Source organism: Clostridium drakei (assembly GCF_000633595.2).
GTDB classification, from domain to species: Bacteria; Bacillota; Clostridia; order Clostridiales; family Clostridiaceae; genus Clostridium_AM; species Clostridium_AM drakei.
Window position 1 is genome coordinate 41,878 of sequence record NZ_JIBU02000001.1, and the last position, 24,784, is coordinate 66,661.

Annotated in this window: 26 protein-coding genes and 1 tRNA gene; 26 read left to right on the forward strand and 1 reads right to left on the reverse strand. The window is 29.4% G+C overall.

Annotated features, from left to right (window positions below):
- Positions 1-97 precede the first annotated feature (97 nt).
- The 19 genes from minC to EG57_RS0200270 all read left to right on the forward strand — a co-directional run bounded on the left by minC (position 98) and on the right by EG57_RS0200270 (position 15,200).
- Positions 98-730 (forward strand): septum site-determining protein MinC, encoded by a 633-nt coding sequence (minC, locus tag EG57_RS0200180; protein ID WP_032075316.1) that lies wholly within the window; start codon positions 98-100, stop codon positions 728-730.
- 58 nt (positions 731-788) lie between these two features.
- The gene (minD, locus tag EG57_RS0200185) at positions 789-1,586 is read left to right on the forward strand and encodes a septum site-determining protein MinD (protein ID WP_032075317.1); all 798 of its coding nucleotides are present in this window, start codon (positions 789-791) and stop codon (positions 1,584-1,586) included.
- A 12-nt stretch (positions 1,587-1,598) separates the two neighbouring features.
- The gene (gene minE / locus EG57_RS0200190) at positions 1,599-1,868 is read left to right on the forward strand and encodes a cell division topological specificity factor MinE (RefSeq protein ID WP_032075318.1); all 270 of its coding nucleotides are present in this window, start codon (positions 1,599-1,601) and stop codon (positions 1,866-1,868) included.
- A 90-nt stretch (positions 1,869-1,958) separates the two neighbouring features.
- Positions 1,959-3,080, forward strand: coding sequence for a rod shape-determining protein RodA (gene rodA, locus EG57_RS0200195; protein ID WP_032075319.1), 1,122 nt, complete (start codon positions 1,959-1,961; stop codon positions 3,078-3,080).
- Positions 3,081-3,091: 11 nt separating this feature from the next.
- The gene (mgsA, locus tag EG57_RS0200200; protein WP_029163326.1) at positions 3,092-3,472 is read left to right on the forward strand and encodes a methylglyoxal synthase; all 381 of its coding nucleotides are present in this window, start codon (positions 3,092-3,094) and stop codon (positions 3,470-3,472) included.
- A gap of 172 nt (positions 3,473-3,644) precedes the next feature.
- Positions 3,645-4,433, forward strand: coding sequence for a M23 family metallopeptidase (locus tag EG57_RS0200205; RefSeq protein WP_032075320.1), 789 nt, complete (start codon positions 3,645-3,647; stop codon positions 4,431-4,433).
- Positions 4,434-4,450: 17 nt separating this feature from the next.
- Positions 4,451-5,296: a M50 family metallopeptidase gene (locus EG57_RS0200210; protein ID WP_032075321.1), complete on the forward strand. Its 846-nt coding sequence runs from the start codon at positions 4,451-4,453 to the stop codon at positions 5,294-5,296.
- An 89-nt stretch (positions 5,297-5,385) separates the two neighbouring features.
- Positions 5,386-7,245, forward strand: a complete 1,860-nt coding sequence (locus tag EG57_RS0200215) for a TIGR03960 family B12-binding radical SAM protein (protein WP_032075322.1) — start codon at positions 5,386-5,388, stop codon at positions 7,243-7,245.
- Complete coding sequence (locus tag EG57_RS0200220) at positions 7,220-7,930, forward strand: TIGR03936 family radical SAM-associated protein (protein WP_032075323.1); 711 nt, start codon at positions 7,220-7,222, stop codon at positions 7,928-7,930. Before EG57_RS0200215 ends, EG57_RS0200220 begins: the two co-directional genes overlap by 26 nt.
- A 35-nt stretch (positions 7,931-7,965) precedes the next feature.
- Complete coding sequence (locus tag EG57_RS0200225; protein ID WP_032075324.1) at positions 7,966-9,402, forward strand: Rne/Rng family ribonuclease; 1,437 nt, start codon at positions 7,966-7,968, stop codon at positions 9,400-9,402.
- A 139-nt stretch (positions 9,403-9,541) separates the two neighbouring features.
- On the forward strand, positions 9,542-9,856 hold the full coding sequence (gene rplU, locus EG57_RS0200230) for a 50S ribosomal protein L21 (RefSeq protein ID WP_029163320.1): 315 nt from the start codon (positions 9,542-9,544) through the stop codon (positions 9,854-9,856).
- 6 nt (positions 9,857-9,862) lie between these two features.
- Positions 9,863-10,192 (forward strand): ribosomal-processing cysteine protease Prp, encoded by a 330-nt coding sequence (locus EG57_RS0200235; RefSeq protein WP_032075325.1) that lies wholly within the window; start codon positions 9,863-9,865, stop codon positions 10,190-10,192.
- A 4-nt stretch (positions 10,193-10,196) separates the two neighbouring features.
- Positions 10,197-10,502, forward strand: coding sequence for a 50S ribosomal protein L27 (rpmA, locus tag EG57_RS0200240; protein ID WP_029163318.1), 306 nt, complete (start codon positions 10,197-10,199; stop codon positions 10,500-10,502).
- A gap of 318 nt (positions 10,503-10,820) precedes the next feature.
- Positions 10,821-12,095 carry a GTPase ObgE gene (obgE, locus tag EG57_RS0200245; protein ID WP_032075326.1) on the forward strand — a complete coding sequence of 425 codons (1,275 nt, stop codon included), beginning with the start codon at positions 10,821-10,823 and terminating at the stop codon, positions 12,093-12,095.
- Between the two features lie 15 nt (positions 12,096-12,110).
- On the forward strand, positions 12,111-12,401 hold the full coding sequence (gene yhbY, locus EG57_RS0200250) for a ribosome assembly RNA-binding protein YhbY (RefSeq protein ID WP_032075327.1): 291 nt from the start codon (positions 12,111-12,113) through the stop codon (positions 12,399-12,401).
- Positions 12,402-12,452: 51 nt separating this feature from the next.
- A complete protein-coding gene (nadD, locus tag EG57_RS0200255; protein WP_032075328.1) occupies positions 12,453-13,055 on the forward strand; it encodes a nicotinate-nucleotide adenylyltransferase in 603 nt (200 codons plus the stop codon).
- 34 nt (positions 13,056-13,089) lie between these two features.
- Complete coding sequence (gene yqeK / locus EG57_RS0200260) at positions 13,090-13,665, forward strand: bis(5'-nucleosyl)-tetraphosphatase (symmetrical) YqeK (protein ID WP_032075329.1); 576 nt, start codon at positions 13,090-13,092, stop codon at positions 13,663-13,665.
- 140 nt (positions 13,666-13,805) lie between these two features.
- Positions 13,806-14,186, forward strand: a complete 381-nt coding sequence (locus EG57_RS0200265; protein WP_007062788.1) for a RidA family protein — start codon at positions 13,806-13,808, stop codon at positions 14,184-14,186.
- A gap of 111 nt (positions 14,187-14,297) precedes the next feature.
- Positions 14,298-15,200, forward strand: a complete 903-nt coding sequence (locus EG57_RS0200270; RefSeq protein WP_032075330.1) for an RluA family pseudouridine synthase — start codon at positions 14,298-14,300, stop codon at positions 15,198-15,200.
- A 29-nt stretch (positions 15,201-15,229) separates the two neighbouring features.
- On the opposite strand, the gene EG57_RS0200275 is transcribed toward EG57_RS0200270, so the two are convergent.
- The gene (locus EG57_RS0200275; RefSeq protein ID WP_032075331.1) at positions 15,230-16,468 is read right to left on the reverse strand and encodes a D-alanyl-D-alanine carboxypeptidase family protein; all 1,239 of its coding nucleotides are present in this window, start codon (positions 16,466-16,468) and stop codon (positions 15,230-15,232) included.
- Between the two features lie 129 nt (positions 16,469-16,597).
- Here EG57_RS0200275 and EG57_RS0200280 point away from each other — a divergent pair, with 129 nt between their 5' ends.
- From EG57_RS0200280 to EG57_RS0200305, 7 genes are all read left to right on the forward strand, one after another.
- Positions 16,598-17,188 carry a helix-hairpin-helix domain-containing protein gene (locus tag EG57_RS0200280; RefSeq protein WP_032075332.1) on the forward strand — a complete coding sequence of 197 codons (591 nt, stop codon included), beginning with the start codon at positions 16,598-16,600 and terminating at the stop codon, positions 17,186-17,188.
- A 71-nt stretch (positions 17,189-17,259) separates the two neighbouring features.
- Complete coding sequence (gene selD / locus EG57_RS0200285) at positions 17,260-18,294, forward strand: selenide, water dikinase SelD (RefSeq protein WP_108849513.1); 1,035 nt, start codon at positions 17,260-17,262, stop codon at positions 18,292-18,294.
- Positions 18,295-18,319: 25 nt separating this feature from the next.
- A complete protein-coding gene (gene selA, locus EG57_RS0200290) occupies positions 18,320-19,702 on the forward strand; it encodes an L-seryl-tRNA(Sec) selenium transferase (protein WP_032075334.1) in 1,383 nt (460 codons plus the stop codon).
- Positions 19,703-19,744: 42 nt separating this feature from the next.
- Positions 19,745-21,649, forward strand: a complete 1,905-nt coding sequence (gene selB, locus EG57_RS0200295; protein ID WP_032075335.1) for a selenocysteine-specific translation elongation factor — start codon at positions 19,745-19,747, stop codon at positions 21,647-21,649.
- 338 nt (positions 21,650-21,987) lie between these two features.
- Positions 21,988-22,084, forward strand: a tRNA-Sec gene (locus EG57_RS26170).
- A 907-nt stretch (positions 22,085-22,991) separates the two neighbouring features.
- Positions 22,992-23,855, forward strand: a complete 864-nt coding sequence (locus tag EG57_RS0200300; protein WP_032075336.1) for a YitT family protein — start codon at positions 22,992-22,994, stop codon at positions 23,853-23,855.
- 189 nt (positions 23,856-24,044) lie between these two features.
- Positions 24,045-24,245 (forward strand): hypothetical protein, encoded by a 201-nt coding sequence (locus tag EG57_RS0200305; RefSeq protein WP_032075337.1) that lies wholly within the window; start codon positions 24,045-24,047, stop codon positions 24,243-24,245.
- Positions 24,246-24,784 lie beyond the last annotated feature (539 nt).

Here is a 24,784-nt window from a genome sequence, read left to right on the forward strand (position 1 = left end):
ATATCTTTTTTTTAAAATAAAATTGACTTAGAAGGATTTAAAATTTTAATGTTGAAATATTACATTGATGTGACTTGTAAATTTATGGAGGTCTAATATGGTAGATAGTAGTCTTATAATTAAAGGCAATAGAGATGGAATAAATGTAATTATTAATATGAATAAGTTTAAAGATTTTGATGATATGCTCGAAAATTTAACAGAGAGGTTGTCGAAAGGTAAAATTTTTTATAAAGGATGCACTTTAAAAATAACCACTGAACTTAAGTATATAACTGAAAAAGACTTTAGAAAATTAAAGGATGTTTTATTTGAAGAATTTTTAATAAAAGATTGTATTATGGAAGATAAAGACGAAAAAAGTAGTAAAGTTTTTTCAGGAATCTATGAAGGACGTACAAAATTTTTGAGACGTACTGTAAGAAGTGGTCAAATTATAAATTACCCAGGAAATGTAGTTATAATTGGAGACGTAAATGCAGGATCTGAAATATATGCAGATGGAAATATAATAGTTTTAGGTGCATTAAAAGGCTATGCTCATGCAGGATTTGGAGGGAATTCTAAAGCTATTGTAGCAGCTTTCTATCTTCAGCCTGAAATACTTCAAATCGCAAATGTAATGACCAGATCTCCAGAAGATAGTGATAAACCTCAATATCCAGAGGTTGCTAGAGTAAAAGGAGGGACAATAATTGTAGAACCATATTTACCTAATAAATTTATATAAAGGTTTATTATTAAATAATAACTTGTAATTTTAAATTAGTTTAATGGAGGTAGTGTAAATGGGAGAAGCTATTGTAGTAACATCAGGAAAGGGTGGAGTAGGTAAAACTACTACTACAGCTAATATTGGAACAGGACTTGCATCATTAGGTAAAAGTGTTGTAGTAGTTGATGGGGATACAGGTCTTAGAAATCTTGATGTTTTGATGGGGCTTGAGAATAGAATAGTATTTACGTTGTTAGACGTAATAGAAGATAAATGTAAATTAAAACAAGCTCTTATTAGAGATAAAAGATTACCAAATTTATATCTTTTACCAACAGCTCAAACAAGAGATAAGGATGATATAAGCACAAATCAAATGATTAAATTAATATCAGAATTAAAAAAGGAATTTGATTATGTTATCATAGATTGTCCTGCCGGAATTGAGCAAGGATTTGAAAATTCTGTAGTTAGTTCAGATAGAGCATTAATTGTAGTAAATCCAGAAGTTACATCTGTGAGAGATTCAGATAGGGTCATTGGGAAATTGGATGCTAAGGGATTGGAAAATCACCAACTCATAATAAATAGAATAAGCTATGAAATGGTTAAAAATGGTAATATGTTAGACGTAAATGACATATTAGATAGTTTGGCTATAGAACTTATAGGTGTGGTTCCAGATGATAAAAATATAACTGTTTCAACTAATAAGGGAGAACCTATAGTTTTAGATGCTAATGCTGTAGCAGGACAAGCATTTAGAAATATAGCCAAAAGAATAGTTGGAGAAAAGGTACCTTTTATGGATTTGAGTAATGACAAAGAAGGCTTTTTTTCAGGAATTAAGAAGTTATTTGGTATTAAGTAGGAGGGTGTTAAAATGGATTTATTTAAAATGTTTTCGCAGAAGCCTTCCTCGAAAGATGTAGCTAAAGAGAGATTAAAATTGATTTTAATACATGATAGATCAAGTATATCTCCAGAAATACTTGAGTCAATAAAAGAAGATATACTTAAAGTATTATCTAAATATATGGAAATAGATGATGGTGAAATAGAGGTAAAAATGGCTAAAATGGAAGAGCTTGATGGGGATTCACCAGCTTTAATTGCAAGTATACCAGTAAAAAGGATAAAAATTGATAAATAAGACATGTATAAACTATATGTTAAAGAATTAAAATAGGAATAGATTTTTTTTTAGTGTGTGGTATAATCATATTTATTGGAGGTAGAAAACATGCTAGAAAAAGTTACCTTGGATAGAAGGCTTTTAAAAGAATTAGATTTTGTATCGATTATTTCAGTAATACTTATAGTGTTATTTAGTTGCTTGAATATTTATAGTTCTACTCGTTTAAAGTTTGGATACTATTTTTTAAAACATCAATTAATGTGGTTAGCAGCAGGGTTGGTATTAACATATGTAATACTTCTATTTGACTATGTCATTATTGAAAATTATGCTGCCATAATTTATTGGTTTGGAGTGTTTTTACTAGTATTAAATGATACCATATTTAAATCAACTGTTAATGGAGCAGCTTCTTGGTTGCAAATAGGAGGAGTGCAGTTAATGCAGCCTTCGGAATTTGCAAAATTAGGAATGATTATAATGATAGCAAAGCAGTTAGATGTTATGGAAGGAAGAATAAATGATGTAAAAAACTTTTTAAAGTTAGCAGGTTATGCTATAATTCCTATGCTTTTAATAATAAAACAACCTGATATGGGTATGACTATGGTATGTTTCTTTATTGTACTTGGAATGTTTTTTGTAGCAGGCTTGGATTTAAAAGTAATAGTAGGTGGCCTTGCAAGCTTAGTAGTACTTGTTGCTATTGTTTGGAATTCACCTTTAATGGAAGAATATTGGAAAACCAGATTAACATCATTTATAACTTCCCAATCAGATGATTTGGGATCAGGATTTCAAGTTGGTCAATCATTAATAGGAATAGGCTCTGGTGGAATTTGGGGAAAAGGATTTTTGAAAGGTACTCAGGTAGCAGGAGGATATATTCCAGAACAGCATACAGATTTCATATTTTCAGCACTAGGAGAAGAATGGGGACTTGTTGGTGCTTTAGTACTTTTATTGTTGTACGGCATACTGATATATAAATTTATAAATATAGCGAGAAACTCAAAGGACAGGTTTGGTTCTATGATATGTGTAGGAATTGTATCTTCGCTGTTATTTTCCATATATCAAAACATAGGAATGACAATAAAAATAGCACCTATAACTGGAATTGCTCTTCAGTTTATGAGTTATGGAGGTAGTTCAATGCTGACTAGCTTCATGGGATTAGCACTGGTTTTAAATGTAGGGATGAGGAAGAAAAAAATTAACTTTTAGGGGGATGTATTATGAAAATTGCGTTCATTGCACATGATAAGAAGAAAGATGATATAGTTGAATTTGTAAAAAGATATAAAGATGTATTTAAAGACCATGAATTATTTGGGACAGGCACTACAGGAAGAATTATAAACGAAGTTGTAGGATTAAAGGTTCATAGATTCCTTTCAGGACCTTTAGGCGGTGATCAGCAAATTGGTGCTAGAGTTGCTGAAGGAAATATGGATTTTATAATTTTTTTAAGAGATCCTCTTACAGCACAACCTCATGAACCTGATGTTTCAGCATTACTTAGAATATGTGATGTTCACTGTATTCCACTTGCTACCAATATAGGTTCTGCAGAAGTTTTTGTAAAAGCTCTTAAAGCACATGTATTTGAAGAATAAAAAAGCAAAGTTATAAAAAACCTTAACTGTGAGTTAGGGTTTTTATTTTTTATCATATATGAATATAAGAAATATATTATGACTATCATAAAACAATGTATGTAGAAATATATATATATTAAGTGCTTTGTCACAGTACTTAATATGTTTAAAATTGGAGGAACATTGGGATATGGGAAGTTATAATTCTCAATATGAAAACTATTATAATTCTTTAAAAAAGAGAGGCAGAGCTACATATTTACCTAATTATAAGAATACTTTTACATCAGATAGAGGAGAAAAAAGAAAATCAAACTATTGGGCTCGAAGGATTATTAGAGAATTAATAGGAGTATTTATACTTTTTGTCTTAGTTATAACATGTAAAGCAGTACATAATGCTAGGACGGTATCAGTATATAATTATTCTAAATCTATAATAAGTGAAAATTACAATTATAAAGATATTTTAAATAGAACTAAAAGCTTTGATTTTAAAAAACTTCAGGATAGCATAATTAATAGGATTGAAAATGTTAGAAGTAAGCTCATGGGAACAGATATGGTACAGGATAAAATAAGAAAAGAATTTATTATACCAGTAGAAGGAGCTGAAACTTCTGCTTTTGGTTATAGAAAAGATCCAATAACTAAAGAAAATAAATTTCACTCAGGAATAGATTTAGATGCAAAAGTAGGTACACCAGTTAAAGCTTCTTATGATGGAGTGGTAAGAGAATGTAATGAAGATTCTGAGAATGGTAAATATGTTTTGATTGATCATAAGAATGGAGTTGAAACTAAATATTGTCACTTAAATGAGGTACTTGTAAAAAAAGAAGATGTGGTCAAGAAAAGTCAGGTTATAGCCAAAAGTGGAAATACAGGCAAATCTACTGGACCACATCTTCATTTTGAGCTTTTATACATGGGAGAGAATAAAGATCCCAATGATTATTTTAATAAGTTAGGTAATTAATTTGCAGAGGTAATTGCGTGATTAGAGTAAATAAGTATTTCATTCCTTATGTTATATTTTTAATTATTGTAGGTTATAAAGGAAATCTTATATATGCTTTTTTTATTGTTATAATCCATGAAGGTGTTCATTATTTAACTGCTAAGCATTATAATTTTTCGGGTTTTGATATAGAATTAATAGCTTTTGGAGCTTCGATCAAACTTAAAGAATTAGATGATGCATCTCCTAAGGAAGATTTGATTATATCTTTATCGGGTCCTTTATCTAATTTTATATTTGCTGCAATTTTTTACTATATAAATACTATAGTACATTATGATGAAATTTATATGCTATTCGCGGGAAATATAGCTATAGGTATTTTCAATCTCATACCTGCATTTCCTTTAGATGGAGGTAGAATATTAAGAGATATACTGTATTTTAAATTTTCATATAAAAAGGCAAACAAAATTGTGATAAATATAAGTACTGTAATAGGTGCTTTTCTTATGTTCTTTTATATAGTACTATTTTTTAAAGGATTTAATAATTTTAATATTGGAATAATAGGATTATTTATAATAATATCGTCATTTAAAGAAAAAGAAAGGATATCATATATAATTATGGGAGATATTATAAAAAAGAAATATAAATTTATAAATAGGGGTTATATGGAAAGTAAAAATATTTGTGTATATTATAAAAAGGATTTGCTAACTGTTATGGGCCTGTTTGATAAAAATAAATATAATATGTTTACTGTTTTGGATGATGACATGAAAGTTGTTGAGATAGTTTACGAAGAAGATGTAATAGATGGACTTAAATTGCATGGTAATATAACTTTAGAAGAATTTATGAGAATCAACGAGTAAGATATATTAAAGAAAATATAAATTTATATTTTGAATTTATATTTTGTTATGTTAGAATATCAAGTGATAACATAAGAGGAGGATTATTAATGAATAGAATTTCTGATGATATATTATTTAAGGTGGAAAAGCCCGCTCGCTATATAGGAGGAGAGCTTAATTCCTATAATAAGGATAAAAATAAAGTTGATATTAGATTTGCATTTTGTTTTCCCGATGTATATGAAGTTGGAATGTCTCATCTTGGAATGAGAATTCTTTACTATGTACTTAATGAAAGAAAAGATACTTTTTGTGAAAGAGTTTTTGCACCTTGGGTAGATATGGAAAAACTTATGAGGGAGAATAATATACCTCTATATGCATTAGAAACTAAAGACCCTATAAGGGATTTTGATTTCATAGGATTCACTCTTCAATATGAAATGAGTTATACAAATATACTGAATATGATTGATTTAGCAGGTATTCCTGTTAGAGCATCAGAAAGAGGAGAAGAAGATCCTATAATTATGTGTGGAGGTCCTTGTGCATACAATCCAGAATCCCTTTATGATATAGCAGATTTCTTTGCTATGGGCGAAGGAGAAGAGCAAATGAATGAGATTATGGATTTGTATAAAAAGTATAAGGGTAAGAAAAAGAAAAAAGAATTTTTAAGAGAACTTTCACATATAGAGGGTATCTATGTACCATCTCTTTACAGTATAGAATATAAAGAAGATGGAACTATTAAGGAATTTAAGCCTTTATATGATGATGTACCAGAGAAAGTAAAGAAGAGAATAATAAAGGATTTTAATGATGTTCCATATCCAGATAAATTTATTGTTCCATATACAGATATAGTTCATGACAGAATAATGCTTGAAACCTTTAGAGGATGCAGCAGAGGATGTAGATTTTGTCAGGCTGGTATGATATATAGGCCTATAAGAGAAAAAACAACAGATAAATTAATGGAACTTGCAGAAAAGCTTATAAAATCTACAGGTTATTCAGAGCTTTCACTAACTTCTTTAAGTATATGTGACTATTCAAACATACAAGGTTTAATACATATGCTTGTAGAAAAATATGAAAAGGATAGAGTAGGAGTGTCACTTCCATCTCTTAGAATAGATTCATTTTTTGTAGATATGATAAATCAAATACAAAAAGTTAGAAAAACAGGTTTAACCTTTGCACCAGAAGCTGGAACTCAGAGAATGAGAGATGTCATAAACAAGGGTGTAACAGAACAAAATCTAATGGAATCATCAAGAAGTGCTTTTGAATCAGGATGGTCCACTATAAAATTATACTTTATGTTAGGACTTCCTTATGAAACCATAGAAGATGTAGAAGGAATTGCTGACTTATCCCAAAAAGTGGTAGATCAATACTTTGCCGTGCCAAAGGAAAAGAGAAAGAAGGGATTAAGAGTAACAGTAAGTACTGCAATATTTGTACCTAAGCCATTTACTCCATTCCAGTGGGTTCCTCAAATAAAGATGGAAAATGTAAGAGAAGAAATAGGAGCTTTGAGTTCAGCAATAAAAAACAGAAATATTGTGTACAATTGGCATGAAAGCCCTGTAAGTTATTTAGAGGCCATATTTGCAAGGGGAGATAGAAGAGTTTGTGATGTTTTAATTAAAGCTTTTGAAAAAGGTGCTAAATTTGATGGGTGGTCAGAATACTTTAATTTTGATATTTGGATGGAAGCATTTAAAGAATGTGGTGTAGATGGCGATTTTTATGCTTACAGACAAAGAGAATATGATGAAGTACTTCCTTGGGACTTTATAGATGTTGGAGTAAATAAAGAGTTTTTAATAAGAGAAAATGAAAAGGCTAAAAAGGGAGAAGTGACTCCTGATTGCAGACAGGGATGCTATAATTGTGGAGTAAATGTTAATTTAGAAGGGAAGTGCTTTGACAATGCATTATTTAATAAAGTTCAGTAAAGAAAGTGATATAAAATTCATAGGACATTTGGATTTTATGAGAACTATTCAAAGAATGATTGAAAGGTCAGAGCTTTCAGCAGAATATTCTAAAGGATTTAATCCACATGTAAATATGTCTATAGCACAGCCCTTAGCTGTTGGAGTGTACTCTTCTGGCGACTATATGGATTTGATGCTGGAAGAGACACCTGAAAATGTAATAGTAGAAAAATTAAATGAAGCTGCTCCAATGGGAATAAAGGTTTTTGATGCTGTAAAAATACAGGATATTGAAAATAAAAAAATATTTAAATCAATGGCAGCTATAGATGCGGCAAAATATACAATACACATAAAGTATAAAAATATAGAGTCATTAAATGAAGAAATAGAGAAATTATTGAGTTCAAAAGAGTGGAATACTATAAAGAAAAGCAAAAGCGGAGAAGCAGAAGTAGATATAAAAACCATGATTAAAGACTTTAATTATAAAATAGAAGATAATATTTTAATCATAGAAGCTCTTATATCCTGTGGAAGTAGACAAAATTTATCTGCAGAGCTTTTAGCAAAATATATTGGGCAAAATACAAAAGAAGCAGATATGGAAGCTTTTGTGGATATAAAAAGAGAAGAAATGTATGCTGAAGCAGAAGGAAAGCTATTGCCTTTGCATGAGTTTGCAAGGCAAAGAGAAGCATAGGTAAGTTTTGTACCTAAATAAAAGGTGGTGTTAATCTGAAGAATATATTTATAGAGAGACAAGAAAATCTTTTAAGGATAGCTATAAAGGAAAATGATATTTTAAAGGAATGTTTTATAGAAGAGGAAAATGGAGAGCCTTATCCTGGAGAAATATACAAGGGTATTGTTAAAAATATTGTGCCTGCTATAAAATGTGCATTTGTGGATATTGGACATAAGAAAAATGTTTATATTTATTTAGATAATAAATTTAAGAATACAAAACTAAAAAAAGGTGAAGAGCTCCTAGTTCAAGTAATAAAAGAGGACTTAGGAAATAAAGGCGCTAAGGTTACAAATGTTATAAGCATACCTGGTAAGTATTGTGTGTTAATGACTATGAATAGGGAAGTAACTTTTTCAAGAAAAATAGAGGATAAGCTTATAAAGCAAAGTATAGCAGAGCAATTAGTAAAACCTAATGATATAGGAATAATGATAAGAACTGAAGCTATAAATGTTTCAATAGATGATATAAATAAAGAGATATCAAAACTTTACAGTATATATAATAATATAAATAATGAAGCAAAATACTTTAATAAATTTGGTCTATTATTTGATAATGGAGGAATTTTAGGAAGAGTTTTAAGAGATAGGTTAAACAATAATTGTAAAGTATATGCAAACACTGAAGAAGACGTTAAATACATAAATAAGTTTTTAGCAGATTCTTTCTATGGAAAGGTATCAGTAAAACTTTATGATGATAACAGAACTTTATTTGATTACTATGGTATTGAAAGAGAAATATTGAGCCTCAGAAATAACAGGGTTTATTTAAAATGTGGAGGGTACATTGTTATTGATAGAACAGAAGCTATGTATGTTATAGATGTAAACTCGGGGAAAAATGTGAAAAGTACTTCTATAGAAAAAACAGCATATATAACTAATTACCAAGCAGCTGAAGAGATTGCAAGACAGGTAGAGCTTAGAAATTTAAGTGGTATTATAGTTATAGATTTCATAGATATGGATAATGAACAAAATAGGGGAAAAATAATGCAAAAGCTTCAAGAAGGCTTTAAAGATGATAAAAACAAAACAGTAATTTATCCATTTACAGAGCTTAATTTAGTGCAAATAGCTAGAAGAAGGTCTGGAAAGTCTATATATGACTATCTGGAAGAAAATTGTGAATTGTGCGGTGGTAAAGGAAAGAAATTAAGATTTTCATATGTATGTATGCTTATAAAAAATGAAATTTTTAAAATAGACGAGCAGAGAGATATAAAAGATATACATATAGAAATAGATGAAATTTATGCTGATAATATAAAAGGTGATGTGCTTACATTTATAAAAAGCATAAATGCAATGGATAAGACCATTTATGTTACATATAGAAGAGATGAGCATTTTAAGGTAGAACCTTTAATTTTTGCAAGCCAAATAGAAAATCTAGAGATGTTTAAAATTTATGAATAAAAAACTTTACAAATATAAATACATGTGTTAGAATGGCTTTTGTAGACCGCACTGAGAAGGTTATTAAATTGCAATAATAGGTTATAAACTTATATTGTATACCTTAAATGGCGAGACTGGATTGAGGAGGTGTATTTTAATGTACGCAGTTGTAGTTACTGGAGGAAAACAGTATAAAGTTTCTGAAGGAGACGTTATTTACGTTGAAAAATTAGATGCTGAAGTTGAATCAACAGTTGAACTTGACAACATTCTTGTTGTAAGTAAAGAAAGTGGAGAAACAGTTTTCGGCAAACCATTGGTTGATGGAGCTAAGGTTACAGCAAAAGTTGTAGCTCAAGGAAAAGCTAAAAAAGTTCTTGTTTTCAAGTATAAGAGAAAGAAAGACTATAGAAAGAAACAAGGACATAGACAGCCTTACACTAAGCTTCAAATTGAAAAAATTAATGCTTAATTAGTTATGATTAGCATAAATTTTTCAGAAAAAGAAAATAACTTAGTTTCTATGAAAGCTAGTGGTCATGCAGAATTTGATGAATATGGAAAAGATATAGTTTGCAGTGCAGTTTCTGCATTAAGTGTAGCCATACTTAATGGTATAACTGATGTAATGCACTTTAAGCCTGATTTTTATATAGACGAAGATGGATTTTTAAGCATAAGTATTGAAAATTTACATATAGAACAAATTAAAGCATGTCAAGTATTGATGGAAACTTTATTGTTAGGTTTGCAAAATATTGAAATTAACTATGGTGAATATATAAATGTAAAAGTGGAGGAGGTGTAGTAGAATGATACTAATTAACCTTCAGTTATTTGCTCATAAAAAAGGAGTAGGTAGCTCAAGAAACGGTAGAGACAGTGAATCTAAAAGACTTGGAACTAAATGTGCTGATGGACAGTTTGTTCTTGCTGGAAACATATTAGTTAGACAAAGAGGAACAAAGATTCATCCAGGAAATAACGTAGGTAAAGGCGGAGATGATACTCTTTTTGCTAAAATCGACGGAGTTGTTAAATACGAAAGAGTTGGAAAAGACAAGAAAAAAGCTAGCGTATATCCTGTAGATGTTGAAGAAATTGTAGCAGCAGAATAATTTAAAAGTAAGGCACCCTTTACGAGGGTGCTTTTTTAAAACTTTAATTAGCTAATAAATGGTTTAATTTGGAGTAGATAAAAGCATTTATTGATAGAAATGTATAAAGAATATAAGTGTGAAAATCGACATTAAGTGTAAATTTTAATATGAAATTTTTAATATATATTATAATTAAAAGTGTAATTTAGTTAATAATATATTTAGTAACTTTGATAATAGCATTAAAGATGTTTACATATATTTGGTTATAGACTAGAAAAAAGTTTTTTATAGTACTAAGCAGTTAATGTTAGGTAAAAAAAGGAGATGAATTTAATGTTTGTAGATACAGTAAAAATATTTATTAAATCCGGAGATGGTGGAGATGGTGCAAGTACTTTTAGAAGAGAAAAGTATATAGCACTTGGAGGTCCTGATGGTGGCGATGGAGGCAAAGGAGGAAATGTAGTTTTAGTAGCAGATCCTAATATGACTACTCTTTTAGATTTTACATATAAAAGAAAGTATAAAGCAGAACCAGGAGGCAATGGAAGTGGATCTAAATGCTTTGGTAAGGATGGAGAAACATTATATATAAAGGTTCCTATGGGGACTGTAGTAAGGGACGTAGAAACAAATAAAATAATGGCAGATTTATCTCATAAAGAAGATAAATATGTAATTGCTAAAGGTGGTAGAGGTGGTAGAGGAAATATTAGATTTACTACACCTACAAGACAGGCACCTGATTTTGCAGAACCAGGAATGCCGGGAGAAGAGAGATGGATAACATTAGAACTTAAAATCCTTGCTGATGTTGGTTTGCTTGGATTCCCTAATGTAGGAAAGTCTACTTTGCTATCTGTGGTATCTAAGGCTAGACCAAAAATTGCAAATTATCATTTTACAACTTTAAATCCTAACCTTGGAGTAGTTAATATGACTGGCATACCTAGTTTTGTAATGGCAGATATTCCTGGTATAATAGAAGGAGCTTCAGAAGGTGTGGGCTTAGGAATAAAGTTTTTAAGACATATAGAAAGAACAAGACTTTTAATACATGTGATAGATATATCTGGAGTGGAAGGAAGAGATCCTTTTGAAGATTTTTTAAAGATAAATGAAGAACTTAAAAAGTACAGTGTAAAGCTTTGGGATAGACCACAGATAATAGCTGCAAATAAGGCTGATATGCTCTATGATGATGAGGTATTTGAAAACTTCAAGAAAAAGGTTAATGAGCTTGGATATGATAAGGTATTTAAAATATCAGCTGCAACTAACAAAGGAGTAGAAGAGCTTATAAAGGAAGCAGCAAGGGTATTGAGTACTATACCAGTTACAGATATTGAAATAAGCGAAGATGAGAAGTTTGTACCAGAAGAAAAGAAATTTACTTATACTATAAGAAAAGAAAATGACACATATATAGTTGAAGGAAGTTTTGTAGATAGACTTTTAGCAAGTGTAAATGTAAATGATTCTGATGATTTAAGATATTTCCATAAGGTATTAAAAAATAAGGGAGTATTTGATGAATTAAGAGAAATGGGCATTGTAGACGGTAATTTAGTAAGACTTAATGATTTTGAATTCGAATATTTATTATAATTTTGGAGGTTACAAATGATTACAAGTAAGCAGAGAAGTTATTTAAGATCTTTGGCAAATAATATGAATCCAATATTTCATGTGGGAAAAGAAGGAATAGAAGATAACTTTTTAAAACAAGTACAGGATGCTTTAGAAGCAAGAGAAATTATAAAAATATCTGTGCTAAATAATAGCGGAATCAATGCTAGAGAAGCTTCAGATATGATTTGTGAAGAATTAGGTTGTGAAGGAATTCAAGCCATAGGAAATAAATTAGTATTATATAAAAGATCAAGTAAAAAGCCTAAAATAGAACTTCCTTAGTAATTAAGAATAAGTCAGTTACCTATATAATATGTTTAGGAGAAGGTATATATGATGAAAAAGGCTATTTTTGGAGGAACTTTTGATCCTATTCATAATGGACATCTGCATATAGCTTATGAAGCATTATACAAGTTAAACTTAGATAAAATTATATTTATGCCATCAGGCAATCCACCGCACAAATTGAATAAAAATATTACAGAAGCTTTTTTAAGATATGAAATGGTGAAAACAGCTATAAGAAATGAAGATAACTTTGATGTGAGTGATTATGAAATAAATAGAGACAATTTAAGCTACACATATCAGACATTAGAATACTTCACTAACTTGGAAAAAGAAACTAAATGGTATTTTATAACTGGTGTTGATTGTCTTATGGATATTGAAAATTGGAAGAATGCTGAGGAAATACTTAATCTATGTACTTTTGTGGTTTTTAATAGAACTGGCTATAGTATAGAAAGTGTGTTGAAGAAGAAAATTTCAATTGAAAAGAAGTGTAATAATAAAATCGTTTTTTTAGATATACCTTTGCTTGAAATTTCTTCTACAAACATAAGAAAACATATAAAAGAAGGAAGAAAAGTAGGGCATTTAATGCCTGAAAGTGTGTGCTATATTATAGAACAACTTAAACTATATAAATAGTTTAATGCATAATGGTTATTTGGAGTGATGTAATGTGTGGAATGAACAGGAAATCGAAAATTATCTAATACACAATCTTAAACCTAAAAGATATGAACATAGTTTAAGTGTAAGAGATACATCTATAAAATTAGCAAAATTATATAATGAAGATATAGAAAAGGCAAAAATCGCAGGCCTTGTTCATGATTGTGCTAAGAATATGAGCGATGAGAAAATTTTAGATATAGCTGTAAAGTATAACTTACAAGTTGATGAAATATTTAAAGAAAGTCCTCAATTGCTGCATGGAGCAGTTGCTGCTGTAATAGCCAAAGAAAAAATGGGAATTGAAGATGAAGATATATTAAATTCTGTAGCTTATCATACTACTGGAAGAGAAAATATGAGTCAATTAGAGAAGATAATATACTTAGCTGATTATGTGGAACCCTTAAGGGATTTTCCAGGAGTAGAAGAATTAAGAAAAATATCTTATGAAAATTTAGACAAAGCATTATTATTATCTTTTAACAATACTATAAAATTTGTACTAGAAAAGGGACAACTTATTCATTTAGATACCATACGAGGTAGGAATTTCATAATTTTACAGTTAAAAAATAAGTAAATAGTTTATATAATTATTTAAATTACATAAAATAATCAAGCAAAAAAATAGAAAGTTTGTTATAATGGTATTGCTTGAGTAAAATTATAAAAGATGGATAGTAATGGTTTACTATTCCAATTACAGGAGGGTTTAACATTATGGAAAAACAAATAATAAGTACAAAAAAAGCACCAGGTGCTGTAGGACCTTATTCACAAGCTGTTAAGGTTGGAAATTTATTATTTACATCAGGTCAAATTCCACTAGATCCTGAAACAGGAAAATTAGTTGAAGGAGATATTAAGAAAGCTACTGAAAGATCTTTAGAAAATATAAAAGCTTTACTTGAGGAAGCTGGAACATCTTTTGATAAAGTTGTTAAAACAACTGTATTTGTAAAAGATATGGGAGACTTTGCTGCTGTTAATGAAGTTTATGCAAAATACTTTACAAAAGATATGCCAGCAAGATCTTGCGTACAAGTAACACTCCCAAAAGACGCTTTAGTTGAAATAGAAGTAATAGCTTTAGTAGACTAATTAAAATTACATACTTATAATAAAGAGTGAACTTAAAGGTTCACTCTTTGTGCATAGAAAACAAAAATATATATAACTATAAGATTAAATTTAAATCCTAAGGAGCAGTGTATGGAGAAAAATAAGCTTATTTTTAGAGTAAAAGGTAATGAAGAAGGTATGAAGCTTAGAGCATACCTTAAAGATGTTCAAAAACTTTCAAGCAGGCTTATTAAAGGAGCAGCACTTGATGGAAGAATAAGTATAAATAATAATAGAGTTAAGTTAAATTATGTTATTAAACTTGATGATGAAATAGCCTTTGATGTAGAGAAAAAGGAAAGTCAAAATATAGAACCAGAAAAAATAGATATAGATGTAGTTTATGAGGATAGTGATCTTATAGTAGTAAATAAACAGCCAGGTATAGTGGTTCATCCTACAAAGAGTTATCCAAATGGGACTTTAGCTAATGGACTTTTATATTATTTTAAAGAAAAAGGAGAGCAATGTATAGTAAGATTAGTGAGCAGATTGGATATGGATACTTCAGGTCTTATTATAATAGCTAAAAATCAATTTGCACATATGAGTTTGGCTAGAGACATGCATAAGGAAGATTTTGAAAAAAGTTATTTGGCTGTAGTACATGGTAATTTGAAAGAAAAGGAAGGAATAATAAACCTTCCTATATATAGAACTGATGATGGAAGTATAAGAAGAGTTGTTGATGAAAGAGGACAGGAAAGTATAACCTGTTACAGTGTTCAGGAAAGTTTTAATAAGGGAGATTTAATTAAGCTGACTTTAAAGACTGGAAGAACACATCAAATAAGGGTTCATATGACACATATCGGACATCCGTTATATGGTGATACTCTATACGGACAAATTGATGATAAGGAATATATAGAAAGGCAGGCTTTACACGCATATAGACTAGTATTTCCACATCCTAGAACTAGAGAAATGTTAGAATTGGAAATAGGACTTCCAAAAGATTTACAAGAGTTAATAGAGAAAATAAAAAAATGATGACCTTATATATAAAGTCATCATTTTTTTTATTCTTTATTAAATAACTTATTAAATAATTTATATTTTTTAAACATGAAAATTGCGCCTCCGATTATTATCAGTACGCCAGGAATTAAATATTCCATTTTTACATTCATGCTTTTAAATGGGCTTGATTGAAGTACTTGTTTTAATTCATGGCTAGTACCACTTGTAAGTTTTAAAGTACCCAGATTCTCATTGTTTTTAACTACAGTTCCCTCTGCAATTGTATCTCCTGTTTTGAAAAATTTAACACTTAAATTTTCGTCCTTAAGAACAAATTTTGGTGCAGGAGAAGTATCTTCTTTTAATTTAACGTAGTAAAAATTTGAAGCTGCTAAAAGAGGTACTGTTACGCCATTATTATTATATGTAGTAACAAGATCTCCTTTTTTATACAATAGTACACTTTCAAAAGTACTAAAACCATAATTAAACAAATTAACTGCGTCTGGGAAGAATGTCTTATTTTTATCATGTACTAAGGCTACTATAAGTTTTTGACCATTTCTTGTAGCATATGATACATAAGAATGTTCTGATTGAGTAGTATAACCAGTTTTACCACCTTGGCATCCATCATAATAAAGTTGTGAAGATTTTTGTATTAGCTTATTTTCATTCCATAAAGGTCTTTTCACAGCAGATTTGTTTGTTGGGGGTATCTCATAGAAACTGGTACTAGCAATTTGTGTGTATTCGGGTTTATTAGATAATTCTCTCATTATAAGAGCTAAATCTTTTGCAGAGGTTTTATGTTTTTCGTTATATAATCCACTAGGATTAACAAAATTTGAATTTTTACAGCCTAGTTCTAAAGCTCTTTTATTCATTAATACTGCAAAGTTATCTATTGATCCACCTACATGTTCTGCTAGTGCTTCAGCACAATCATTTCCAGATTGAAGCATCAAACCATATAATAGATCTCTAACTTTTAATTGTTCACCTTCAAACAAGTATATTTTACTTCCATCCACTATAGGTGGATTTTTTCCTACTGTTACTACATCATCTAATTTACATTTTTCTAAAGTCAAAAGTGCAGTCATGAGCTTTGTAGTAGAAGCAGGAGGATAAGCAGAATTTTCATTTTTCCCATATAAAACATATCCTGTTATTGCATCCATAAGCACTACACTATCAGCAGAAACAGTTGGAGGATCAGCTTTTGCTTGTGCTTTGAGTGGAGCACTTGAAAGTAAAAATACAAAACTCATCATAAAAATTAATAATTTTTTCATTTTAGCCTCCTCAAACATCGTTAATCATAATTATATCAAAAAAGTTTTATTTTTGCGACAGAATTTTTTAAACATGTCAATAATTTAAATAGTGTAATAAGAAAATATGTTTTATTTTGGAGGTTTATAATGAATAAAAAAAAGAAAATTATAGGTTCTATAGTTATTTTGGTCATATTTACAATATTTTTAATAACAGGATATATTTTATCAAGACCATCAAAGGATTTAAATTCTAAAGAAGTTTTTAATGATGCAACAGTTGTAGAAAGTAAAGATAATAAAGATATGACCATTTATATAAATGGAGAAGTTAAAAAACCAGGAGTTTACAAACTAAAGTCTGGAAGTCGAGTACAAGATTTACTAAATTCTGCAGGAGGATTTAATGAAACTGCAGATAAAACAAAATTGAATCTTGCAAAAAAACTTAAAGATGAAGACTATATATATGTAGATAAACAAAATGATAAAAATCCGTCAGCTTCTTCAGGAAGTAATGCAAATTCTAATGCAGCATCAGATGGAAAAGTGAATATAAATACTGCTACTAAAGAACAATTGAAGACTGTATCGGGGATAGGTGATGTGACAGCTCAGAAGATAATAGATTATAGAGAAAAAAATGGTTCATTTAATTCTATTGAAGATTTAAAGAAAGTTGGAAGAATAGGGGATAAGAGTTTAGAAAAAATTAAGGACAAAATAGAGGTTAGATAAAGTAAAAGCTATACTTATAACTAAAAGTAAAGTATTATATATATGTGATTATGAATTTAGGAGGTGCTATTGTGTCTACAACAAGACTTACACAGTTAACAAAAACTTCTGGATGAGCAGCTAAAATAGGGCCGGAGACCCTTGAAAAGATTTTAGGAAAGCTGCCAAAAATGGAAAGTGAAAATTTAATAGTTGGAATAGAAACTTCTGATGATGCAGCAGTATATAAATTAAATGATGAAATGGCAGTAATTCAAACACTGGATTTTTTTACTCCAGTAGTAGATGATCCTTATACTTTTGGACAGATAGCTGCGGCTAACTCATTAAGCGATGTATATGCTATGGGTGGGAAGCCAACAGTAGCTTTAAATATAGTTTGTTTTCCTACTTGTATATCTATAGATATTTTAGGAGAAATACTTAGAGGTGGAGCGGATAAGGTATTAGAATCAGGTGCAGTCGTAGTAGGAGGTCATACTGTAGAAGATAGTGAACCTAAGTATGGATTATCTGTTATGGGACTTGTTCATCCAGATAAAATTCTTAAAAATTATGGATCAAAAGTAGGAGATGTAGTTATAATAACAAAACCATTAGGAATAGGCATAATAAATACTGCCATAAAAGGAGAAGTAGCATCAAAGGAAGCTTACAACAAGGCAGTTAAAGTTATGTCAACTTTAAATAAGTATGCAGGAGAAATTGTAGCAAAGTATAATTTAAGTGCTTGTACAGATATAACAGGCTTTGGCATCATGGGACATGGATATGAAATGGCTTCTTCTTCAAAGGTTACTTTAAAAATTTATTCAGATAGAATACCTTATATAGAAGAAGCAAAGGAATATGCAGAAATGGGTTTAGTGCCTGCAGGCTCATATAACAATAGAAATTATATAAATGGGAAATATGAATTAAAAAATATACCTGAATGGATGAAAGATATATTGTTTGACCCTCAAACATCAGGTGGACTTTTAATTACATGTTCTAAGGAAGAAGGAGAAAAAATCATGAAAGAACTTCTTACTTTGGAAATGCCATCAGCTGTTATTGGAGAAGTTATAGAGCAGCAGGGTGAAAATTATATAATAGTTGAATAAGTAAATACATAAGAGGTGATATTAGTTGGGAAAAAAAGATTTATTAAGAAAATTACCTAAAATGGATGAGCTTTTAAAAGAAGATATAGTGATAGATAGATTAAATGATACCATGAGAACATTAGTTATAGATTCACTAAGGTCTTCTATAGATGAATATAGAGAGAGTATATTAAAAGATAAAATAAATGACTTTGAAAAAGAAGATATATTATCAAAATTTCAAGAGATTTTAGAAAATAGTAAAGAACCAAACCTTAAAAGTGTAATAAATGCTACAGGAGTAGTTATACATACTAATTTAGGAAGATCAATACTTTCTAAAGAAGCTGTAGAAAACGTTATAGGAGTAGCAGCAAATTACAATAACTTAGAATATGATCTAAAAAAAGGTCAAAGAGGTTCCAGATATAGTCATGTAGAGGAACTCATAAAAAAAGTAACAGGTGCAGAAGCAGCTTTAGTTGTAAATAATAATGCAGCAGCTGTAATGCTGGTTTTAAATACGTTATGTAAGGATAAGGAAGCCATAGTTTCTCGTGGCCAACTTGTAGAAATAGGAGGGTCTTTTAGAGTTCCAGATGTAATGATTTTTAGTGGTGCCAGCCTTGTGGAAGTTGGAACTACAAATAGAACTCATTTATATGATTATGAAAATAATATAAATGAAAATACAGGAGTTTTACTTAAGGTCCATACATCAAATTTTAAAATACTTGGATTTACAGAGGACGTTTCATTAGAAGAATTAGTAGCACTTGGAAAAGATAAGTCCATACCTGTAATTGAAGATATAGGTAGTGGAACTTTAGTTGATTTTTCAAAATATAATTTTGTATATGAACCTACAGTTCAGGAAAGTATACGAAGAGGTGTAGATGTAGTTACCTTCAGTGGAGATAAAATGCTCGGAGGACCTCAGGCAGGAATAATTGTAGGAAAAAAAGAATTTGTAAATAAGATGAAGAAAAATCAACTTACCAGGGCACTAAGAATAGACAAAATGACATTAGCTGCTTTAGAGGGTACCATCAAATATTATTTAGATGAAAAAGAAGCAATAGAAAAAATACCTACTCTTCATATGATATTAAGTAGTAAAGATGAGCATAAAAAAAGAGCCTATTCACTAAAAAGAAAACTTCAAAATAAAAGCAAGGAATTTAAATTTTCTGTAGAAGAAGATTATTCTATGGTAGGTGGAGGATCTATGCCTATAGAAAAAATTCCAACTTATGTTATAAAGGTTAAAAGTAATAAATACAAACCTGAAGAATTGGAAGTTATGTTAAGAAAAAATAAGGTTCCAATAATAGTAAGGGTATCTAATGATGAAGTTATTATGGATGTAAGAACTATGTTTGATGAAGATTTTAATACTGTTGCTGGAACATTTAGTAACTTCTAAACAAATTGGAAAACATACTTATAACAGAAAGGATGTGAACTTATGAAGCATATTATAATAGGTACAGCAGGCCATATAGATCATGGTAAAACAACTCTTATAAAGGCTTTGACGGGAAGAGAAACGGATACTTTAAGAGAAGAAAAGGAAAGAGGTATATCCATAAATTTAGGATTCACGTTTTTTGATTTACCTTCAGGAAGAAGAGCAGGTATTATAGATGTTCCAGGTCATGAAAAATTTATAAAAAATATGCTGGCTGGTGTAAGCGGTATAGATATAGTAATAATGGTAATTGCAGCAGATGAAGGTATAATGCCTCAAACGAGGGAACATTTTGAAATACTTCAACTTTTAAATATAAAAAGAGGGCTAATTGCACTTACAAAATCAGATTTAGTAGATGAAGAATGGATTTCTATGATTAAAGAGGATATAAAAGAAGAATTTAAAGGTACATTTTTGGAAAATGCGCCTATACATACAGTTTCTTCTAAAACAAAAGTTGGATTGGATTCATTAATAAAGGATGTAGATGAACTTACAGAAGAAGTTGATGCAAAGGATACCCAAGGACATTTTAGACTTCCTGTGGATAGGGTTTTTTCAGTAAGTGGATTTGGTACTATAGTAACAGGTACTGTGATTAGTGGAATGATCAAAGAAGGTGAAAACATAGAAATTTATCCTTCTAAGGAAGTATCAAAGGTAAGGGGAATTCAAGTACATGATAAATCTGTAAAAACAGCAGAAGCAGGACAAAGATGTGCCATAAATATAGCTAATATAAAAACTAGTGCTGTAAAAAGAGGAGATGTAATTGCTGCTGCAAATTTAATGGAACCTTCCCTTATGATAGATTGTAAGCTGTACTATTTAAAAAGTGCATCCAGGCCTTTAGAAAATAGACAGAGGGTTAGAGTTTATCATGGAACTAGTGAGATAATATGTAGAGTTGTGATATTGGATAAGGAAGAGTTAAACCAAGGAGAAGAAGCTTATGTTCAATTAAGATTGGAGAAGCCTTTAACAGCTCAAAGAAATGATAGATTTGTAATAAGAAGTTATTCTCCAATGTATACCATAGGTGGTGGGTCTATAATAGATCCTTTAGCTAAAAAAGCAAAAAGATTTGATAAAAAGTACTTGGAAGAGTTAAAAGTGAAAGAAAGCGGTAAAACTGAAAATATAATTGAAAACAATGTTAAAAAGTTAAGTGATCAGTATCCTAAGGCTTCTGATATACTTAAAGCTTTAGGAAAAAACGAAGAACAAATTGAAGAAAAGCTTCAGCTGCTTGTAAATGAAAATAAAATAGTGAGATTTGATACAGGTGATAAAGCTGTATATGTTCATAAAGAATATATTAATAATAAAGTAAATAGCATGTGCGACTTACTAGAAGGATTTCACAAAGAAAATCCTTTAAAATTGGGAATATCTAAAGAGGAAATAAAAAACAAAGTATTCAAAGGTATAAAACAAAAAATATATGATGAAGTACTAGAGTTATTTGTTAAGGATAATAAAATAAGCATACATGGCAGTTTTGTTTCATTAGCAGGTTTCACTATTAAATATACTAAAGATCAGAAAAATACAAGAGATAACATTATAAATGCATTTAAAGCTGCTAAATTTTCTCCACCTAAGTATGGTGAACTAGAAGAAAAACAAGAAGATAAGAAAAGCTTTAAAATGATATTTGATTCCTTATTAGATGAAGGGACTATAGTTAAAGTATCAGAGGATTGCTTATTCTTGAAAGAGGATTATGATAAGGTTAAGGAACTTATAGTTAATTTCATAAATACCAATGGAAGTTTAACCTTAGCTCAGCTTAGAGACGAGCTTAATACAAGCAGAAAGTATGCTATGGCACTAATAGAACATTTTGATGGAATAAAATTGACCAAAAGAGTGGATGATAAGAGAGTACTTTATTAAAGTTCGTTAAATTAAGAATTATAACTATACATTGTTTTTGTCAAAACAATTTTAATATTTTTTAAATAAAATTGTATTAACAGTCGTATAATTCATAATTATATGTTGATAAAATATGCAGTTTAAAAAATTTTGAAAAAATATGCTTAAAAAGTAACAAACTATGTTGAAAAAAGTTGACATAAACAGAATCTTAATTTATAATAACTAAGTGTAATGGATTGCAGTGCTAACTATTAAGATTTTTAATACGTTGCAATTTCATTTAAAACTTTGTACAATATAACAAGTTTTGATTCATAGTTTTAACTATAGTGAATTAAATATGTTATTAATAAGGGAGTAGATAGGTGCTGGTGTGCCTGCCGGTCTTCAAAACCGTTCTGTCGTGCTAAGACCACGATAGGTGGGTTCGATTCCCACATATTCCCGCCAATTGAAAGGTATAACCTCTAAGTGTGTAATATCAATGTGTTACATAGTTTAGAGGTTTTTGTATTTCGGGAATTTTATTTCCCACATTATTTTCACACTATGGTTTTCCAAAAACGAATAATGGATAATATTACCTTTATTCAAAATAACTGTAAAGAAGAAAGTAATTCCATTTGGCTAATTTCAGTAATGCAATTCAAAAAAATATTATAAACTTTAGTAGTACTTTCAATTGTTGCTACTAGCAGTATAGCTTTTGAAAGTGTACAAGCTGCAGAAATTAATGTTGTGGTACAAATACTCAAAAGACAACATATGGCCAGAAAAGTTTAAAATCAAATTCAACTAATTATTTTGTAATGATTCAACAAAAGCATATTATGTTGAATTGGCATTACGTGAACATAATGACGTTGGATTGGAATGCATTAATAATAGCGGAGTTCAGATTTTTAAATCAAATAGTACGGGTCTGGAAATTTATCGCTGCTCAAGTACCAGAGTATATTGCAGATTAATAAAATACACAGTAATATATAGTTAAAAGCACATCTATTTTGATGCGCTTTTACTGTGTAATAATAGAAAATTAATGTGTACACATTTGTATATATAAATAAGCATAAGTATGTATAAAAGTGACAGGCAAAATCTAAAGATATATAATCATTTCTAAAGGGGATGGTTATATTAAGTTGTAGTTGTAAATTATTATTCAAGTTGTCTTATGTTATGCTTATAGTTGCTTAATTTGTCACATGAGAATAGTAGATATTTACTTAGATTATGTATTATTGAAAGAAAAATTGAAAGATAGTACATACTAATAAGCTTTAATTGGAAAGATTAGTAGTATAGTCTTAATAATATCAAAGATAATTAAAATAAATAAAATGGGGATATTAGTGTGAAAATTAATACAATATTTAACAAGCAAAATATAAAGAATGCAATTTTTGTGATAATAGGATGTTTAATATCTGCGATAGGTGTAAACATGTTTTTAGTAAATGCAAAACTATTCAGTGGAGGTGTGTCAGGTTTAGCAATCTTAATACAGTATGCATTTAAGTTTCCAGCAGGATATACTGTATTACTAGCTAATATACCTTTACTTGTATTAAGTTATAAAAAATTAAACAAAAGGTTTACTATATACAGCACACTTGGAACTGTCTCATTATCAGTATTCTTATTGTTGACTAAAAATTTAAGTAGTATTGTTACAATACAAGATGACATTCTATTTTGTGTATATGGAGGTGTATTAACTGGTGTAGGAGCAGGATTGGCATATTCAAACCATGGTTCAGAGGGTGGCATGAACATTATAATAATATTAGTTAAAAAGAAGTACGATAGTTTTGATGTGGGACAGTTGGGCTTTACTGTAAATTGCGTGATAGTATTTTTAGGAATGTTACTAAATGGAATACCTATAGCATTATACACACTAATGAGCATGTATATAGCAGCCACTGTTACGGATAAGGTGATTCATGGTTTATCAAGAAAAAAGGTGCTGCTTATAATTACAGACAAAGAGGATGAAGTTTGTGAGTATATAACAAATTCTAAGCACCACGGAGTTACCATCTTAAACGGTAAGGCGCTTACAGGCAAGGAAAGAAAAGTTATATATTGTATAGTGCATGTATCAAGATTACCAGCGTTTAAGTATGCGGTACAGAAGATAGATGAAAATGCCTTGATTTCGATAATAGATGCTTCAGAAGTAGATGGTAAAGGATTTAATTCAAATATTTTATAACAAGCAATGAAAAAGCTATACCTCTTGGCAATAGTTTTTTATGTCATATTGGAAAGATAAACCCTATTTATTGTAAAGTTACGATAGATAAACGTTCTCCTTATATTTATAACATAACTTTATCATAATAATTAATATATAAATTATAAGAACAGATAGAATAATATTAAGAAGAAAGAAGGTATATTTATGAATTCACTCCAAAGTTTAAATTTTGATGCTAAGAGGTGTGGTGCGTGTATTTTTTGGCAAGGTGAAAGAATTATATGCAAGTGTGAAGTAAAATATGATGAAAGTTCTGTAGGTAAATGTAATAATCCAGATTCTCCTGCTTATGGTCGTGGAATGCCAGTTGTTTTGAGCTGTTTTAGTAAAAAGGACATTAAATAATTATATTATTTAATCTAGTATATTTTTTTGTAAAATACATTAGAAAATCAATATAACAAATTTATATCGAAAAATTAAAAAATGAAAATAAACTTTAAGGCACTCAACTATGGGTGTTTTTTAAATTTAAATTAAATGGAGAAATATATTATAAAAAATATTAAATGTATTAAATGAAATTAAAAATTAGGTATTATCATTTAAAACTGGTAATAAAGTATTATGTTACTGTGGAAGTTCAGGTTACAAAGAGGAAGGCATTTGTAATATATCCATTAGTCAATTAGTGGAAAATTATATTCTATTTAATGACTAAGTTTCACAGATTCATGATTATCAATATTATCAAAACATGTAAGCATTAAATCATTTAGTTTATTAAGATCAGTATAGATCAATTTATGTAGCAAATTCTTTAAATGATAGATACTTCATAGTATTACAAATAGTTTTAGAAAATTTTGTACATTTTCTGCATAAAAACATGAATGACCTTGCTTTTTATATTTATTGAAAAGTAATTATAAAGATAAAATGCA